The organism is Sphingopyxis sp. BSN-002 (assembly GCF_022024275.1).
Lineage (GTDB): Bacteria > Pseudomonadota > Alphaproteobacteria > Sphingomonadales > Sphingomonadaceae > Sphingopyxis.
This window is the reverse complement of record NZ_CP091804.1, coordinates 2,564,365-2,581,668: the sequence shown is the minus strand read 5'-3', so window position 1 is coordinate 2,581,668 and position 17,304 is coordinate 2,564,365. Positions and strand designations below refer to the sequence as shown.

General features: G+C 66.0%; 17 protein-coding genes. 7 read left to right on the top strand and 10 right to left on the bottom strand.

All coding sequences use genetic code 11. From position 1 onward, the window contains the following. The first annotated feature begins 1 nt into the window (after window position 1). Window positions 2–2,506, top strand: a complete 2,505-nt coding sequence (gene ligD, locus L7H23_RS12740; RefSeq protein ID WP_237836243.1) for a DNA ligase D — start codon at window positions 2–4, stop codon at window positions 2,504–2,506. A gap of 1 nt (window position 2,507) precedes the next feature. Here the strand turns inward: ligD and L7H23_RS12735 are convergent, their stop codons facing one another. After that, window positions 2,508–2,963, bottom strand: a complete 456-nt coding sequence (locus tag L7H23_RS12735; RefSeq protein ID WP_237836242.1) for a hypothetical protein — start codon at window positions 2,961–2,963, stop codon at window positions 2,508–2,510. Between the two features lie 57 nt (window positions 2,964–3,020). Then, window positions 3,021–3,929 (bottom strand): LysR family transcriptional regulator, encoded by a 909-nt coding sequence (locus tag L7H23_RS12730; RefSeq protein WP_237836241.1) that lies wholly within the window; start codon window positions 3,927–3,929, stop codon window positions 3,021–3,023. A gap of 114 nt (window positions 3,930–4,043) precedes the next feature. Here L7H23_RS12730 and L7H23_RS12725 point away from each other — a divergent pair, with 114 nt between their 5' ends. Both L7H23_RS12725 and L7H23_RS12720 read left to right on the top strand, forming a co-directional pair. Beyond that, window positions 4,044–4,595, top strand: a complete 552-nt coding sequence (locus L7H23_RS12725; protein WP_237836240.1) for a hypothetical protein — start codon at window positions 4,044–4,046, stop codon at window positions 4,593–4,595. Further along, window positions 4,592–5,953, top strand: coding sequence for an MFS transporter (locus tag L7H23_RS12720; RefSeq protein WP_237836239.1), 1,362 nt, complete (start codon window positions 4,592–4,594; stop codon window positions 5,951–5,953). The genes L7H23_RS12725 and L7H23_RS12720 overlap by 4 nt, the downstream gene beginning before the upstream one ends. Here the strand turns inward: L7H23_RS12720 and L7H23_RS12715 are convergent. Continuing rightward, complete coding sequence (locus tag L7H23_RS12715) at window positions 5,898–6,764, bottom strand: AraC family transcriptional regulator (protein WP_237836238.1); 867 nt, start codon at window positions 6,762–6,764, stop codon at window positions 5,898–5,900. The genes L7H23_RS12720 and L7H23_RS12715 overlap by 56 nt on opposite strands. 141 nt (window positions 6,765–6,905) lie before the next feature. Between L7H23_RS12715 and L7H23_RS12710 the strand changes: the two genes are divergently transcribed. From L7H23_RS12710 to L7H23_RS12700, 3 genes are all read left to right on the top strand, one after another. Further along, window positions 6,906–7,679: an SDR family oxidoreductase gene (locus tag L7H23_RS12710; RefSeq protein WP_237836237.1), complete on the top strand. Its 774-nt coding sequence runs from the start codon at window positions 6,906–6,908 to the stop codon at window positions 7,677–7,679. 140 nt (window positions 7,680–7,819) lie between these two features. Then, window positions 7,820–9,067 carry a DNA (cytosine-5-)-methyltransferase gene (gene dcm / locus L7H23_RS12705; RefSeq protein WP_237836236.1) on the top strand — a complete coding sequence of 416 codons (1,248 nt, stop codon included), beginning with the start codon at window positions 7,820–7,822 and terminating at the stop codon, window positions 9,065–9,067. 28 nt (window positions 9,068–9,095) lie between these two features. Then, window positions 9,096–9,533 (top strand): very short patch repair endonuclease, encoded by a 438-nt coding sequence (locus L7H23_RS12700; RefSeq protein WP_345790429.1) that lies wholly within the window; start codon window positions 9,096–9,098, stop codon window positions 9,531–9,533. Here L7H23_RS12700 and L7H23_RS12695 read toward each other — a convergent pair. The 7 genes from L7H23_RS12695 to L7H23_RS12665 form a co-directional block, all read right to left on the bottom strand. After that, on the bottom strand, window positions 9,479–10,288 hold the full coding sequence (locus L7H23_RS12695; protein ID WP_237836235.1) for a type II restriction endonuclease: 810 nt from the start codon (window positions 10,286–10,288) through the stop codon (window positions 9,479–9,481). The two genes, L7H23_RS12700 and L7H23_RS12695, sit on opposite strands and share 55 nt — an antisense overlap. An 88-nt stretch (window positions 10,289–10,376) precedes the next feature. Continuing rightward, complete coding sequence (locus L7H23_RS12690) at window positions 10,377–10,931, bottom strand: pseudouridine synthase (protein WP_237836234.1); 555 nt, start codon at window positions 10,929–10,931, stop codon at window positions 10,377–10,379. A gap of 219 nt (window positions 10,932–11,150) precedes the next feature. Continuing rightward, complete coding sequence (gene typA, locus L7H23_RS12685; RefSeq protein WP_237836233.1) at window positions 11,151–12,983, bottom strand: translational GTPase TypA; 1,833 nt, start codon at window positions 12,981–12,983, stop codon at window positions 11,151–11,153. Between the two features lie 109 nt (window positions 12,984–13,092). Beyond that, a complete protein-coding gene (locus tag L7H23_RS12680; RefSeq protein WP_237836232.1) occupies window positions 13,093–13,704 on the bottom strand; it encodes a D-Ala-D-Ala carboxypeptidase family metallohydrolase in 612 nt (203 codons plus the stop codon). Then, window positions 13,701–14,450 carry a hypothetical protein gene (locus tag L7H23_RS12675; RefSeq protein ID WP_237836231.1) on the bottom strand — a complete coding sequence of 250 codons (750 nt, stop codon included), beginning with the start codon at window positions 14,448–14,450 and terminating at the stop codon, window positions 13,701–13,703. The genes L7H23_RS12680 and L7H23_RS12675 overlap by 4 nt, the downstream gene beginning before the upstream one ends. A gap of 125 nt (window positions 14,451–14,575) precedes the next feature. After that, window positions 14,576–15,502: a tetratricopeptide repeat protein gene (locus tag L7H23_RS12670; RefSeq protein WP_237836230.1), complete on the bottom strand. Its 927-nt coding sequence runs from the start codon at window positions 15,500–15,502 to the stop codon at window positions 14,576–14,578. Between the two features lie 64 nt (window positions 15,503–15,566). Beyond that, the gene (locus tag L7H23_RS12665; protein WP_237836229.1) at window positions 15,567–16,220 is read right to left on the bottom strand and encodes a 5'-methylthioadenosine/S-adenosylhomocysteine nucleosidase; all 654 of its coding nucleotides are present in this window, start codon (window positions 16,218–16,220) and stop codon (window positions 15,567–15,569) included. Between the two features lie 64 nt (window positions 16,221–16,284). Here L7H23_RS12665 and L7H23_RS12660 point away from each other — a divergent pair, with 64 nt between their 5' ends. Beyond that, complete coding sequence (locus tag L7H23_RS12660) at window positions 16,285–17,244, top strand: bile acid:sodium symporter family protein (protein WP_237836228.1); 960 nt, start codon at window positions 16,285–16,287, stop codon at window positions 17,242–17,244. Window positions 17,245–17,304 lie beyond the last annotated feature (60 nt).

Sequence of the window (17,304 nt, the reverse complement as noted above, 5' to 3'; positions counted from 1 at the left end):
CATGGCCCGCGCCGATCCCCTCGCGCAGTACAACGCCAAGCGCGATTTCGCGCTGACCCCCGAACCCGCGGGCAAGGTTGCGAAGGGCGCCGGCAACCGCTTCATCGTCCAGAAGCATGACGCGACGCGTCTCCATTACGACTTCCGCCTCGAGGTCGATGGCGTCCTCAAAAGCTGGGCGGTCACCAAAGGCCCGAGCGCCGATCCCGCCGACAAGCGCCTCGCGGTGCGCACCGAAGACCATCCGATGAGCTACGCCGATTTCGAGGGCGTGATTCCCAAGGGCGAATATGGCGGCGGCAGCGTGATGCTGTGGGACCGTGGCACGTGGAAACCCATTGAGGGCAAGAGCGCCAAGGATATCGACAAGGGCCATCTCCACTTCATCCTCGACGGCGAACGTATGAAGGGCGAGTGGCTGCTCGTCCGCATGAAGCCGCGTCCCGGCGAGAAGCGCGAGAACTGGCTGCTCCGCAAGGTCGACGACGCATACGCCGGCGGCGCCGACGATCTCGTCGGGCGCCAGCTCACAAGCGTCCTCACCGGCCGGACGATGGCCGAAATCGCAGGCGACGAAGGCGGCGAGCAATCGCTGAAAGGCGCGAAGGGCGCCGCCTTCGCGAAGAAAATGGCGGACGCCGCCGCGCACAATAAAAAGGTCGCCAAGCCGGTCGCCAAGGGCAAGCGGCCCAAATTCCGCCCGCTCCAGCTCGCAACGCTCGTCGACGCGGTGCCCTCGGGCAACGGCTGGTTTCACGAGATCAAATATGACGGCTACCGCGCGGAGGTCGCCGCGGCCGGCGACGAGGTGCGCGTCTACACCCGCAACGGACTCGACTGGACCGACAAGTTCGCGCCGCTCGTCCGCCACATCGCCGCGCTCGACCTGCCGCCCTGCCTGATCGACGGCGAAATCGTCGCCTTTGGCAAGGACGGCAATCCCGACTTCTCGTCGCTGCAGGCGGTGCTCAAACGCGGCCATGGCGCGCAGGACGACGCGACCGAATTGCACTTTTTCGCTTTCGACCTGCTCGAACAGGACGGCAAGACCCTCACCAAACTCGGCAATCTCGAACGCAAGGAACGTCTCGAAGCGCTGCTGCGCGATGCCAAGGCCCCAATCGCGGTCGCCGATCATGTCATCGGCGCAGGCGAAAAGCTCTATGCCGCGATGTGCGGCGCGGGACAGGAAGGCATCATCTCGAAACGCGCCGACGCGGCTTATCTCGGCCGCCGCACCAAAAGCTGGGTGAAGGTCAAATGCACCCGGCGGCAGGAGTTCATCATCGTCGGCTGGAACCCGTCATCGGCGAAGGGCCGCGCCTTCGCCTCGCTCCTGCTCGCCCAGCGCGAAGACGAAACGCTCGTCTACAGGGGCAATGTCGGCACCGGCTTCGACGCCGACGCCATGGCCGACCTCGCGAAAAAATTCGCGAAACTCGAACGACAGACCGCGCCGCTCGACGTCGACGCCGCACCGGCACGCAAGGTGCATTGGCTCAAACCCGATCTCGTCGCCGAAATCGCCTTTGCCGAATTCACCGCGAGCGGATCGGTGCGCCACGCGAGCTTTCTCGGCCTGCGCAGCGACAAGGAGGCCAAAGACGTGACCCCCGAAGTGAAACAACCCGCCCCGGCTCCCGAATCCGACGTGACAATCAGCAGCCGCGACCGCGTGATCTTCCCCGAGGCGAAGGCGACCAAGGGCGACCTCGCCGACTATTATGAAGCGATTGCGCCGCTCATGCTGCCGCACGCCGCGCGCCGCCCGATCAGCCTCGTCCGCTGCCCGCAGGGGCGCGGCAGGAAATGCTTCTTCCAGAAGCATGACTCGGGCTCGTTCGGGGGACACGTCCTCCATGTGCCCATCAAGGAGAAGGACGGCGGGCACGAGGATTATCTCTATGTCGAGGATGCCGACGGCCTGCTCGCCTGCGTCCAGATGGGGACGATCGAGTTCCACGGCTGGGACAGCCATGTCGGCAGCCTCGAAAAGCCCGACCGCATGGTCTTCGACCTCGACCCCGATGAAGGCCTCGCTTTCACCGACGTGAAGAAGGCCGCGCTCGATATCCGCCGCCAGCTTGCCGACATCGGGCTCGTCAGCTTCGCCATGCTCTCGGGCGGCAAGGGCGTGCATGTCGTGGTGCCGCTCGATCCCGGACATAGCTGGGACGCGCACAAGGACTTCGCGAAACGCTTCGCCGAAGCGCTGAGCCTTGCCGAACCCGACCGCTACGTCGCGACGATGAGCAAGGCAAAGCGCAAGGGCAAGATCTTCATCGATTACCTCCGCAACCAGCGCGGCAGCACCGCCGTGATGCCCTGGTCGGTGCGCGCGCGCGAACAGGCGCCGGTCGCAGCGCCGGTCGGCTGGGCGGAACTGGCAGACATCGACAAGGCCGGAGCGTTTACGATCCGCGACGCCGCAGACCTGCTCGAACGCGCCGCAAGCCCCGAACTCAGGGGCTGGGGCTTCGCGTCGCAGGCGCTACCGGACTTTTAGGTCAGACGTCGTCGGCCTCGTCGGCGGCGGCATAGAGCGCGACCCCCGCAATGGCGACCACGCCGACGACGACCAGCGCGATCGTCGCGCCGTCGGACAGGTTGCTGCGGGCTTTGCCGGGCAGGCTCTTGCCGCCGGTCAGCCGCATTCCCGCGAGCGACAGCTGCGGCGCCGTCTCGCCACCGCGGAAGCCGAATTCCAGCCCCTCGCCGATCCGCGAGCGGAAGCCCTGCAGGTCGCCGCCGCCGCGATATTGCATCGGCGCGATCGTCAGCCCCGCACGCAGCTTCTGATCCTCGCTCCGGGTCCCGCCGAGCGAGATGCGCACACGCGCTCCGACGAAGCCGCCCATGGCGACGGGCTCGGCACCGCCGGGCGCCGGCGCGCTCACCATCTGCGCCTGAACCGGCTGGATGCAGAGCCCGAGCAATGCAGCGGAAATTATCGCTTTTCTCATGACCTTCCCCCTTCTTTCGCCAGTCTGGTCCGCGATTATGGCCGAAAGATGAAGGGCTCAGGCGTTCTGCGCCAATATGGCGGCACAGACGTCGCGGACATGCTGGCGCAGCCAGCGGTGCGCCGGATCGCCGTCGAGCCGCGGGTGCCAGAGCAGCGAGACGGTGAAGTTGCGCGACGCGAAGGGCAGCGGGAGTGCGACCATGTCGCCGCGCAGCCCGATCGTGTGCCGCTCGGGCACCGTCGCGACGAGGTCCGATCCGCGCGCCAGCGCGAGCGCCGCGGCAAAGCCGTCGACGGTCGTGACGATCGTCCGCGCCAGCCCCTGTGCCGCCAGCTCCTCGTCGATCGCGCCGAGGTCGAGCCCCTGCCGCGATACGAGCACATGCCGCCCGCCGGCATAGCGCCCCGCCGTCCACTCGCCCGCCGTCAGCGCATGCCCGCGCCGGACGACCGCGACATAGCGGTCGTTGAACAGCGCCTGCGCGCGCACCTCGGGCCCGATTGCCTTGCCGACGACGCCGGTCTCGAGGTCGATGCTCCCGTCGCGCAGCCCCGCGCTGTCCTTGTCGAGCTTGCGGATGAAGCGCATCGCGACATGCGGTGCCTCGGCGCCCAGCCGGCGCACGAGCTCGGGGCCGAAGGTCTCGGCAAAGCCGTCGCTCGCGCGCAGCGTGAAGCTCCGCGTCAGCGCGCCGACATCGACCATCGCCTCGGGACGCAGCAGCGCGGCCGCATCCTCGACGAGCCGGTGCACCTCGTCCTTCATCGCCGTCGCGCGCGGCGTCGGCACCAGCCCGCGCCCGGCGCGGACGAGCAGCGGGTCGCCGGTCACCTCGCGCAGCCGCGCCAGCGTGCGGCTCATCGCCGATGCGCTGAGCCCCAGCCGCCGCGCTGCCCCTGCGACGCTGCCCTGCTCGAGCAGCACGTCGAGCGTGATGAGCAGGTTGAGGTCGGGACCGGCCATAGGCCATCCTAGTCATATATGGCGTTTGATGCACTGATTAAGTGCAAATGCTGCGTCTTCCGCCTTATATTTGCACCGCCTAACTCCCGGTCATCCACCGACCGGGAGACGACCATGATCACCACCGCCACCTCGCTCGACCTCTTCGCCGCGCGCGTCCGCGACGGCTGGGGGCCGCTTACCAGCGATCTCGCCGCGGCGTGCCGCGCGCATCTCGCCGACCTGCTCCGCGCGCCCGCCGAAGAGCCTTGGCTCGCTTCACTCCTCGCTGGCGAAGACGCCAGCCGCGAACTCTACCGCGACCCCGTCCACGGCTTCGTGCTCCTCGCGCATCACGAACCGCATGCTCTGTACCGGCCGCCGCACGATCATGGCCGCGGCTGGGTGATCTATGGCGTCCAGCAGGGCGAGATGGAGATGAGCACCTATGCGCGCGTCACCGACCCCGACGGCAGCGTGCACCTCGTGAAGCGCGATACCAGCCTGCTCCGCGCCGGCGACGTGCGCGTCTATCTGCCCGGCGACATCCACGACACGCGCTGCGTCGCCGGCCCCGCGCTGCAATTCCGCTTCACCGAGCGCGACCTGCGCCACGAGGATCAGGTCGAACATCGCATCACCCGCTACGCCGAACGGGGCGGGCGCTGGGTGCCGGCTTCGACATGAGCGCCGCGGCGCTCGACATGGGCCGGCCATCGGGCCTGTGCCGCCGTCTCGCCATCGCCGCCGTGCTCGGCGCGATGGCGGTCGCGGTGCTCGACGCCGCGGGCAGCAATGTCGCGCTGCCGGTCATCGCGCAGGCATTCGCAATCGCACCCGCCCGCGCCATCTGGGTCGTCACCGCCTATCAGGCCGCGCTCGTCATGGCGCTGCTCCCCGCCGCCGCGCTCGGCGAACGCTTCGGCCTCCGCCGCAGCTTCCTTGCCGGGCTCGCCCTTTTTGCGGGCGCAGCAGCGCTCGCCGCCTTGGCGCCCGCCTTTCCGCCTCTTGTCGCTGCGCGCTTCGTGCAGGGCCTCGGCGCCGCCGCGATCATGGCGCTCGGGGTCGCGCTGCTGCGGCACAGCGTCGCGGCGGACGAGCTGGGCGATGCGATCGGCTGGAACGCGCTCACCGTCGCGCTCTGCACCGCCGCGGGGCCGACTTATGGCGCGGCGTTGCTGACCTGGGGCGGCTGGCCGGCGCTGTTCGCCGCCGACGTGCCGGTCGCCCTGCTCGCGCTCGCGGCCGGGATGGCGCTGCCCGCCACACCGGGCCGCGCCGGCCCGTTCGACCCGCCCGCGATGCTCGCCTATGCCGCGATCGCGCTCCTCCTCGTCGCCGCGATCCAGATCCGCGCGCTGCCCCTGATCGTCGCCGCGCTCGCCGCCGCCGCGCTTTTCGTCCGCCGCGAGCGCCGCCGCGACCGGCCCTTCCTCCCGCTCGATCTGCTCGCAAACCGCAGCTTCGCCGGCTCGGTCCTCGCTTCGATCTGCTGTTTCGCCGGACAGGGCGCCGCGCTGGTCGCGTTCCCCTTCTTCCTCCATCGGCGCTTCGGGACCTCGCCCGCCGAAACCGGGCTGCTGATGACCGTCTGGCCGCTCGCGGTCGCCTGCACCACCCCGGTCACCGCGCGCCTGCTCCGCAAGATCGACGCGGCGCGCCTCTGCGCCGCCGGAGGGTTCGCGCTTGCCGCCGGTCTCGCCGCGCTCGCGCTGACGCGGCCGGAAAGCCCGCTCCTCATCCTGCCCTTCACCGCGCTCGCGGGGATCGGCTTCGGGCTGTTCCAGACCCCGAACAACCGCACGATGTTCCTCGCCGCGCCGCCCGAACGCTCGGCCGCGGCGGGCGGGCTTCAGGGGACCGCAAGGCTCGCCGGGCAGACGCTCGGCGCGCTCGCGATGGGGCTGTTCTTTGCGACATGGCCGCTCGAGGCAGCCGCGCGCGCGGGCTTCGCCTTCGCTGCGCTCGCCACCCTTGCAGCGGCGCTCGTCAGCCTGCTGCGGCAGCGCGAAAGCGCGACGGCGGCACCCCGAAGCGCCGCGTGAAGGCGGTCGCGAAATGGCTCGGGGTCGCAAAACCGGTGGCCAGCGCCACTTCGGTCACCGGCTCCCTGCCCTGAAGCAGCATCCGCGCCGCGGCATCGAGCCGCGCGCGCAGCACATATTGCCAGGGCGACAGACCGAACGCCCGCCGGAACGCGGCGGTAAAGCGGCGCACGTCCATGTCGACGAGCCCCGCCAGCGCCTCGAGGCTATGCCGTTCGTCGAGCTGCCCCCGGATCGCCTCGGCCAGCCGCGTCCGCTGCGACGCCGACAGGCTGCCGCGCGCCCGCGACGGCACGACCGGACCGTAACTCTGCCGCAGATGCAACCCCAGCGCGTCGACGATCGCGTGCGACGCCATCTCCGACAGGTCGCTCGCGGGCCCGTGCAGCAACGCCGCCAGCCGCGCCGCGCTGCCGAAGACGAAGTCGTCGCGGTGCCGCACCCGCGCCTCGATCGGCGCATCGGCAAGCAATGCGGTCGGCACGCGGAACTCGACGAACTCGGCGCGCTCGCCCTCCGCCAGCGCGGCATAGCGGCACGCCGCGGGGATCATCCAGATGTCGCCGCGCTCGGGCAGCACGGGCCCCGAAGGCCCCACCGAAAATTCGCACTCCATGCGGGTCATCCGGCCACCCAGATGGACGACGATCGTGTGATGATTTTCCTCGAAAGCCCAGTCGGTGGGCCGGTGAAGATTTTCGGCCGCCGCGACCAGTCCCAGTGCGCCGATCTGCACCTCGTGCCGCGCAACCAGATCGCGCGGCGCCAGCGGCCGTATTCCGTCCCACACCCGAATTGCCTGCCCGGTCACGCACGCCTTTCACGATTCGTCCTGAATCCGAAACTGCGCCCGAATTGGAAAGCGGGCAAGCCGAAAGCCCCATATTGTCCGTCCGATAGCGCCGCCGTGCCCACGGCGGCGTCCCTCCCCCGTCAATAAAGGAGACCAGCCATGACGGATCACAGCATCAAGGGTAAGACCGTTCTCATCGCCGGCGGCGGCAAGAATCTCGGCGGCCTCGTCGCCCGCGATCTCGCCGCGCAGGGCGCAAAGGCGATCGCGGTCCATTACAACAGCGCCGCCGCAAAGGCCGAGACCGAGGAAACGCTCGCCGCGATCCGCGCCGCCGGCGCCGAAGCCGTCGCTTTCCAGGCCGACCTGACCAGCGCCGCCGCGATGGAAAAGCTCTTCGCCGACACGATCGCCGCGATCGGCCGCCCCGACATCGCGATCAACACGGTGGGCAAGGTACTGAAAAAGCCCTTCACCGAAATCAGTGAGGCCGAATATGACGGCATGACCGCGGTCAACAGCAAGACCGCCTTCTTCTTCCTGAAAGAGGCGGGCAAGCACCTCAACGACAATGGCAAGATCTGCACGCTCGTGACGTCGCTGCTCGGCGCCTACACGCCCTTCTATGCCGCCTATGCCGGCACCAAGGCCCCGGTCGAGCATTTCACCCGAGCGGCATCGAAGGAGTTCGGCGCGCGCGGCATTTCGGTCACCGCGATCGGCCCCGGCCCGATGGACACGCCCTTCTTCTACCCCGCCGAGGAAGCCGATGCGCAGGCCTATCACAAGAGCGCCGCGGCGCTCTCGGGCTTCACCAAGACCGGGCTGACCGACATCGCCGACATCGTCCCGTGGATCCGCATGCTCGTGTCGGACGGCTGGTGGATGACCGGCCAGACGATCCTCGTCAACGGCGGCTACACGACCAAGTGACCCCTCCCCCCTGCGGCCGTCCGCGGCCGCAGGGTACGGGACTTTGCCCGATCTTCGAAAGCGGGTTTGTTTTTATTTTGTTCTTGCACTCTGGGACTCTCCTTGGCATTTTGCCAAAAATCGACCCAGAGGAGCATATTATGACCGAAAGCCTCTCCTTCCACGAGCTTCGGCAGCGCCTCGGCATGTCTGTGGAAGATGTAGCGCAGGAACTCGATTACGATCTTAGCACTGTCTATCGATGGGATCGTGGCGAGACGGCACCAAAAGCCCACATCTACCGCTCGCTGGAAATGATTGGCAACCTTACCCCCAAGCCGGTGCAGGATGCGCCAACGGGCGACCTGTCATTTCGCTTCATTGACCTCTTTGCCGGAATTGGCGGGCTAAGGATCGGGTTTCAGGCCATCGGCGGCCATTGTGTCTTCACATCCGAATGGGACAAGAATTCGCAGGAAACCTATCGCCGCAACTTCCGTGACAACCATGATCTGCATGGCGATATCCGGGAATTTTCTGAAAACCCCGCGCTTGTCCCCGAGCATGATGTTCTGCTTGCCGGCTTCCCGTGCCAGCCCTTTTCAATCGCCGGCGTATCGAAGAAAAACGCTCTCGGCCGCCCGCATGGTTTCCTTTGCGACACCCAAGGCACGCTGTTCTTCGATACGGCGCAGATTATCGCTCACCACAGGCCGGCCGCTTTCGTGCTGGAAAACGTCAAGAATCTCGAACGCCATGACAAGGGCAAGACGTTCGCGACGATCATGAACGTTCTGCAAAATGAACTCGGCTATCATGTCCAGGCCCGCATAATCAGTTCGGCGCCGTGGGTTCCGCAAAAGCGCGAGCGCATCTTCATTGTCGGTTTCAAAAAGAAGACGGCGTTCGACCTTGCGACGCTCGAAATCCCCGAAATTTCTGACGGCCCAAAGCTCGGAAGCATTCTCGAACGGCATGAAGACGTCGATCCGAAATATACGTTGACCCCGCGCCTCTGGGAGTATCTCCAGATGTACAAGGAGAAGCACGCATCGAAAGGCAACGGTTTCGGTTTCAGCCTGTTCGGACCCAACGATGTCGCGCGGACCTTGTCGGCCCGCTATCACAAAGACGGCTCGGAAATCCTGATCGACCAGCCCGGCAAACGCCCCCGCCGACTTACGCCGCTGGAATGCGCACGCTTGATGGGCTTCGATCGCGATGAGCGGCGCTGGCAGATCGGGGTGTCCGACACGCAGGCTTATCGGCAATTCGGTAATGCCGTTGTCGTGCCGGTGGTCGAGTTTCTGGCGAATGCAATGAAGCCGTATTTGGCAACAGCGCTCAACAGCCGTGCGCTGCCGGTCGAGGATCGGTTAGAACGATCGAAAGTTGTGGCTTTTGGCTGATGTGGTGACACCAGAGGTCCGCAGCAAAATGATGGCGGGCATCCGATCCCGGAACACCGCGCCCGAAGTTTTGCTTCGAAAGATGTTGCACAAAAGGGGGTTAAGGTTCCGACTCCATCGGAAAAGCCTCCCCGGCTCTCCCGACCTGACCTTCCCTCGGTACCGAGCTGCAGTGTTCGTTCATGGATGCTTCTGGCACGGTCACGAATGCCATCTGTTCAAATGGCCTAAAACCAGAACAGAATTTTGGGTGACGAAGATAACGGGCAATAGAGAGCGGGATGCCCGCACTGTAGAAAAAATTACCCAACTGGGTTGGAAGGCATTGGTCGTGTGGGAATGCGAGCTTCGAAGGAAAGAACAAGATCTGCGATCTTTTGTCGATTCGATAGCAGATAGCATACGATCAACTCAGCCAGAGATGACCCCGTTTGCTGTCCATCTGGCGACCGCGGGATCAAGATGATGATCGAAGAAGTTTTCGAAGCTGATTACATTTAGCTGACCCCCGTAGAAATTCTCTTTGATCAATTTAGGGACGACCACGATCACGCTACGATCCTTCATCTTCGCCAGTTCTGGTCGGGAAATCCCATCATCGATCGTTGCCAAATAGAAAGCTTGGCCAGTCAGCCCCTCAGTAACGACCTGACGCCAGCGCTCGCGAAGCGTCCGTTTACAGGTAAAGATCATGCAATCTGCAGCGAACGCGTCGTAGTGGCCTAGGCTTGGAAGCACGAAATCCGGCCTGCTCCCCGAGAGCTCTGGTTGGGGCGTGTACGGATAGCCCAAGGCTCGAAACAGAGTTTGGACAACCTCTTCGAAAGATGCGCCGGCCCGTTGCCGTCGGCTCTGAGTAAGGCTGAGAAAAAATCGGTCGAGCACGAAAAATGAGCTCTGGAGGCTCTGCAAGGCATCAGCGGCGGTATCACCATTTGACTGGCCTTTGACGTACGCGGCTAGAGCTTCTCCGCAAACTTCGCGCTCTGCCTGAAGATAATACCCGTACGCGGCGAGCTGCAGATCACTTACCAGCGAGCTGAAGTTATCCTTGATGTACTCGGTATTATAAGGCGGCTGACCAAGTGCCTCGTCGATCGCCCGCCTAGTCAATTCGACGCCCGACGGTATCCTTCCCCCATATTGCCGAAACAGCTTTGGAGCGGTCTTCTTCGCTTGATCAAACTCGGCGAGAACATCGGAAGAAGATATACCGTTCATTGGTGCGCGTTAGCACGAGCACTAAAACAGGCACAATTGGGATTTAGAATGCATCGCCTCTTGGCCTTTCCAACACACGAGACCTACCTCAAACCTCCCGCCACTCCCCCAGCCCCAAATCCCCAATCTCCCACGCCCCGATCCGCCACCTCACTAGCCGCAGCGTCGGATAACCAACCGCCGCCGTCATCCGCCGCACCTGACGGTTGCGGCCTTCGGTGATCGTCAGTTCGATCCAGCTATCGGGCACGCTCTTGCGGTATCGCACCGGCGGGTCGCGGTCCCAGAGCTTCGGCGCCTCGATGCGGCGGACGGTCGCGGGGCGCGTCGGGCCGTCGTTCAGCGTGACCCCGCGGCGCAGCGCCGCCAGCGCGGCGTCGTCGGGCTCTCCCTCGACCTGCGCCAGATAGGTTTTGGGCGTCTTGTGCTTCGGCGACGAAATCCGCGCCTGCAGCGCGCCGTCATCGGTCAGGATCAGCAGTCCCTCGCTGTCGCGGTCGAGCCGCCCGGCGGGATAGACCCCCGGCACGTCGACATAGTCGGACAGCGTCGCGCGCGGGCCATCCGCGCTCGCGGCCATGCTCTTGTCGGTGAATTGCGACAGCACGCCATACGGCTTGTTGAACAGGATCAGGCGGCTCACGGCGCATCCTCGGCTATCGGAAAACCTACCTGTAACCGCTCGTGTCGAGCGAAGTCGAGACACCCATGGGGAGCGCATGCCTTCGGCGTGTCTCGACTTCGACCGAAAGTCGAAGTTTATCCTGAGCGCCCGCCCTGCAGGCAGTCGAAGGGCTCGACACGAACGGGAAGAGGGTGCCCAATGCAAAACCGGCGGCCACTGGGGCCGCCGGTTCGTGTCTTATGCCGCTTCCTTCTTGCGCGACGCCTTCTTCCGCTCGTGCGGGTCGAGAAGCGCCTTGCGGATGCGGATGTTCTTCGGGGTCACTTCGACCATCTCGTCGTCGTCGATATAGGCGATCGCCTGTTCCAGCGTCATGCGGCGCGGCGGGGTCAGGCGGATCGCGTCGTCCTTGCCCGTCGAACGGAAGTTCGTGAGCTGCTTCGACTTCATCGGGTTGACTTCGAGGTCGTCGGGCTTCGCATTCTCGCCGATGATCATGCCCTCATAGAGCGCCTCGCCGGGCGAGACGAACAGGATGCCGCGCTCTTCGAGCGGGCCGAGGGCGTAGGCGACGGCTTCGCCATTGCCGTTCGAGATGAGGACGCCGTTCTTGCGGCCCTCGATCACGCCCTTGTACGGGCCATATTTCTCGAACAGGCGGTTCATGATCCCGGTGCCGCGCGTGTCGGACAGGAATTCGCCGTGATAGCCGATCAGGCCGCGCGACGGACCGCTGAAGGTGATGCGCGTCTTGCCGCCGCCCGACGGACGCATGTCGGTGAGGTCGGCCTTGCGGATCTGCATCTTCTCGACGACCGTGCCGCTATGTTCGTCGTCGACGTCGATGACGACGGTTTCATAGGGTTCGGTGCGCTTGCCGGCGTCGTCCTCGCCATAGAGAACCTTCGGGCGGCTGATGCCGAGTTCGAAGCCTTCGCGGCGCATCGTCTCGATGAGCACGCCGAGCTGGAGCTCGCCGCGGCCCGCGACGTCGAAGCTGTCCTTGTCAGCGCTTTCGGTGATGCGGATCGCGACGTTCGTTTCGGCTTCGCGGAGCAGGCGGTCGCGGATCATGCGGCTCGTCACCTTGCTGCCCTCGCGGCCCGCCATCGGGCTGTCGTTGACGGCAAAGCGCATCGACAGCGTCGGCGGGTCGATCGGCTGCGCGGCGATCGGCTCGCTGACGCTCGTGTCGGCGATCGTGTTCGCGACGGTCGCGTTGGTCAGGCCCGCGATCGCGACGATGTCGCCCGCTTTCGCTTCCTCGACGGGCACGCGGTCGAGCCCGCGGAACGCCAGCAGCTTCGACGCGCGGCCGGTTTCGATGACCTTGCCGTCCATGTCGAGCGCGTGGATCGGCTGGTTGACCTTGACCGTGCCCGACTGGACGCGGCCGGTCAGGATGCGGCCGATGAAATTGTCGCGGTCGAGCAGGGTCGCGAGGAAGGTGAAGGGCGCGTCTTCGTCGAGCCCCGGGGTCGGGACGTGCGACACGATCGTCTTGAACAGCGGCGTCAGGTCGCCTTCGCGCGCGTCGGGGCTTTCCGAGGCATAGCCGCCGCGGCCCGAGGCATAGAGGATCGGGAAGTCGAGCTGTTCGTCATTGGCTTCGAGCGCGAGGAAGAGTTCGAACACTTCGTCGAGCACTTCGGCGGCGCGCGCGTCGCTGCGGTCGATCTTGTTGACGACGACGATCGGCTTGAGGCCGAGCGCCAGCGCCTTGCCGGTCACGAACTTGGTCTGCGGCATCGGGCCTTCGGCGGCATCGACGAGCAGGATGACGCCGTCGACCATGCTCAGGATGCGCTCGACCTCGCCGCCGAAGTCGGCGTGGCCCGGGGTGTCGACGATGTTGATGCGCGTCTGATCGGCGCCTTCGCCCCACTCGACGCTGGTGCACTTCGCGAGGATCGTGATCCCGCGCTCCTTTTCGAGGTCGTTCGAATCCATAGCGCGTTCTTCGACGCGCTGGTTGTCGCGGAACGTGCCCGACTGGCGGAACAGCTGGTCGACGAGGGTGGTCTTGCCATGATCGACGTGCGCGATGATGGCGATATTGCGCAGAGACATGCTCAAATAGGCCTTATGGAGAGGGCAGCGCCCAAGGCGCCGCGAAACGCCGCGCCCCTAACAGAAGTGGTGCTGCGGCGCAACATGATTGCCCGTTGCCGAATCCGCATCAGGGGCAGGGCGACGAGGCAGCGTGATAATCCCCGCCCCAACGCCGGAACCCCGCGGTGTCGATATGAAAGCGCGTCGCGACATAAATGCCGAGCCCGACGCGGTTCGCAGCGCCGGAGCGTGCATGAAGGGGGCAAAGCCTGGCGATCAGCCCGGCACGATCGAGCTGGCCTTCGGGCATCAGGTCGAGCGCTGCGAAATCGAGATGCTTGCTCGCCCTGGCGCCCCTGAAGCAGCTGTTCGCGACAGGGTCGCGATAGCCCGAGACGATGCGCACCGGCCCCACCGCGGGCACCACCTCGTCGCGGATATAGCGCAGCGTCGGCACCATCGCGGGCCACATCGATCGCGGCGGAACCGCGAAGGGTTGAAGCTTCGGACAACGCCGCCAGCGGGCGTCGCTTCGCAATATGTCGGCGAGCGGCAGGACATCGCCGACGCCTTCACGCGCGAGATAGGCTTCGATGGCGGCAACGTCGCCCGCGGCCCTTCCGGCACGCCAGCCCGCGAACATATCTTCATCGGTGACGCGAAAGCTGTGGCGGATCGGCGTCGCCAGCAGGATAGTCAGCGCCAGCGCCAGCAAGCCGACGGAAAGCCAGCGCCTCATTGCCGTGCAAGCGCCCGTTGAAGACGCGCCCTATCGTATAACGACCGGCCCTCGTCGCGGCGCAACCCCTGCGCCAGTCCTTTGTCGAAATCGTCCTTCCAGCGCAGGAGCACGGGCAAGCCGGCCGTGTCGCGCTCGCCGATCATCTGCAAGGCACGCGAGGCCGAGAGCAGATCGGCGCGACGCTCGGTATAACGCTCTGCGATCAGGCCGAGTTGGTGCCGCATCGCTGCGATCGACAGACGCACGCCCGCCCGGTCGCCGCGCTCCGTCATCAGCGCTGCACCCGTCATAGCATCGTCGATAGAGCGCAACTGGTCGCCGACGTTTCGCCCGCGCTGCGTGTCAGGATCGCAGCGACCGATCGCGCGGACATAGGCCGCCAGCGCGTCGAGCACCGCAGGAGTCGGCTCCTCGCCCCCGAATTCCTCCACGACCAGATTGCGGATGAAGGGTTCGAGCGCCTTGGCCTGCGCATCCCGCGAAACCTTGCCGGGCCCCGCAAGGTCGGGGATCGCGACCGGATCGAAACGTCCGTTGCCGCGCGCCGCGCTGAAGAAGCTGTTGGTGACGTCGGCAGTTCCGGGCCCCGCTGAAACCCCCGAGAGAAGGAAATGCGGATTGCCGCGCCCGTTGATGTGGCAGCTTTCGCAGCTGAGCCCGGCCTTCGCGGCCTGGCCGCCAAGCAGCGTAGGCGTCCCGAAGAGCGCCCGGCCGCTGCTAACGAGCGGATCTTCGGACGCCAAACACGCCGATGGCTGCTCCAACAAGAGCGCATATTCGGCGCCCGGCTCGGTCCAGCGCAATTGTTCGAACGCCGGTGGCCCGGCGCGCGTCGCACCGAGGCAGAGGATCAGCGCGGCGAGCGCGATCAGCTGACGGATGACCGCCCCTCCGCGATCCAGCGGCGCAGCTCGTCGACCTCGTGACAGCCGAAGCCGCAGATGCCCTCCAGCTTCGCGAGATTCGCCCGCGCGCCGGCGACGTCGCCGCGCTCAAGCTTCAGCTCGCCATAATATTCGAGCGCTCCGCGATGCGTCGGCGCGATGTCGAGCGCGCTCCGGTAATAGGCTTCAGCGACATCGTAGCGTTTCAGCTTGCGGTTCGCGAAGCCGAGATAGGTGAGCACGTCGGGATGCGGCCCCGCCGCCCAAAGCGCATCATCGAGCTTCGCGATTGCGGCCTCGTAGCGATGCTCGTTGATCAGCGACACCGCGGCAACATAAGTCGCGTCGAGCGATCCCGCCGCCGCCAGCCGCACCTCGGGCTCGACCGCGCTCTGTGCCTGCGGGCCCGCCGCAATCGCCGCCTCGATCTTCGCGATCCCGTCGGCGATCTTGTCCTTGTTGGCGCAGATGCCGCCGCACGCTTCCTGCATCGCCTTCAGCGCCCCCAACTGCTCGGTCGCCTTCTCGGTCTTGCCGAGTTTCGCCTGCGTGATGCCGAGGTCGCGGCGCGCGTCGACCATCTTTTCGTCATAGCGCACGGCGGCTTCGAGCGGCTTCAGCGCCTTGGCGAAATCGCCCTGCGCCATGAAGCTCGCGCCGAGCAGATAATTGGCCTGCGGGTTTTTCGGAACGGCCGAAACGACCTTTTTGAAGGCCTTCGCCGCCTCGTCATACTGGCCCGAAGCAAAGGCGTCGGCACCCTTCTTGTAATCGACCGTGGGGTCGTAGGACGGCGCACTCTGGCTCGGTATCGATCCGGTGCCCCCACCGCCGCTTCCTGCGGCAAAGGCCAGCGGCGTGGCGAACACCGCGCAGGCAGCAACAAGGGCAAGCGAAGATTTGTACCGCATAACGACCTCTCCCATGGCCGAAACAGGCGAGGAGACTAGCACAAGCCGGCTGCATGCGGAACGGTCAGATCGCGGCGACCAGCCGTTCGACTTCCTGCGCGGCCAGCCGCGCGGCGCGGACCAGATTGGCGTGGAAATCGCCCGCGCTTTCGCCGTTCGCCTCGTCGGTGACCGCCTTGATCGCCGCCCATGGCTTGCCCAGTCGCGTCGCAACCTGCGCAACGGCTGCGACCTCCATGTCGACGAGAGTCGCGCCGAGCGTATCGGCAAGATCGGCCGCGGCCTGGGGGCAGGCAACGAAGCTATCACCGCTCGCGATCCGCGCGTGCGGCAGCCCGAGTCCGGGATCGGCCATCGCGGCAAAATGCGCCTCGCCCGCCTCGCCGATCGGCCATTCGCCCGCGCGGTAGCGGCGGAACAGCCCCGGTTCGTTGGCGCCATAATCATGCTGCACCGCCTCGGCGAGCCAGTATGCGCCGGGTGCAGCGCCGAGCGATCCGCAGGTGCCGCTCATCATCAGCATATCGGTATCGCCGCCGAGCATTCCGGCACAGAGCGCAGCGTTGACCTTGCCGAGCCCGCAGATCGCGATGCTGAGCGCATGCCCGTCGGTCGTCAGTCTACGCGCCGCAAACGAGCCGCCTCCACGCTCGCCCCGGCCGGGAAACAGCGCATCGCCCTCTTCGGGCAGGGCGGCGAGGATCAGGATATTGGCCATGGCGTCTCTCTATCGTCTCGCGTGGCCTTGCCAAGTGGAGGCCGCGCGGCCATCGCTCGCAGCCATGTTTTCGCGCGTCTTTCCCGACCGTTTCGTTCCCGTGCTGCTCGCAACGATCCTGCTTGCGAGCCTGCTGCCCGTCCGCGGCGCCGCGGTGCCGATCGCCCAGGGTGTCTCGACCGCAGCGATCATCTTTCTGTTCTTCCTGAACGGCGTCCGGTTGCCGCGCGACGAGGTGCTTCACGGCATCCGCAACTGGAAGCTGCAGGGCAGCGCGCTCGCTTTCTGTTTCGGCGTCATGGCGCTGCTGGGGCTCGGCGCGCAGTTCGCGACGGTGCCGTTCCTGCCTGCCACGCTTGCCCTGGGCTTCCTGTTTCTCGGAATCCTGCCGTCGACGGTCCAATCGGCGACCGCCGCGAGCAGCCTCGCGGGGGGCAATGTCGCGGCGAGCGTCGTCGCGGCCGCGCTGCTCAACCTCATCGGCGTTGCCGCATCGCCGCTGCTGTTCGCCGCGCTCGCGGGCGCCGAAGGCGAGATTCATGGCGAGGCGGTGCTGCGCATCGTCTCGATCCTGCTCCTGCCCTTTATCGCCGGCCAGCTCGTCCAGCGCTGGCTTCGTCCGTGGGTGCTCGCGAACCGCGGCCTCGCGACCTTGATGGATCGCACCGCGATCGCGATCGCAGTCTATGTCGCTTTCTCGGCCGCGGTCGTCGCGGGCATCTGGGGCCTGCTCGACGGGCGCGAGATCGGCATCGTCTTCGCCGCGGTCGCGATGTTGCTGGCGCTATCCTTCGGCGGCGCCTGGGTGTTCGGCGGACTGCTGAAGCTCGCGCGGCCCGACCGGATCACCCTGCTCTTTTCGGGCGCGCAAAAGAGCATCGCGGTCGGCGCACCGCTCGCCGCAACGCTGTTTCCGCCCGCGACCGCCGGCATGGTGCTGGTCCCGATCCTCGTCTATCATATGGCGCAGCTGATCCTCTCGGCATGGATCGCGCCGGGACTTGCGCGCCGCGCAGGGGTGTAGTGCTTGAATAATACAGGGTCGCGTGCCATATAGGCAGCGGCATTGGGGTTGGAAGGAAAT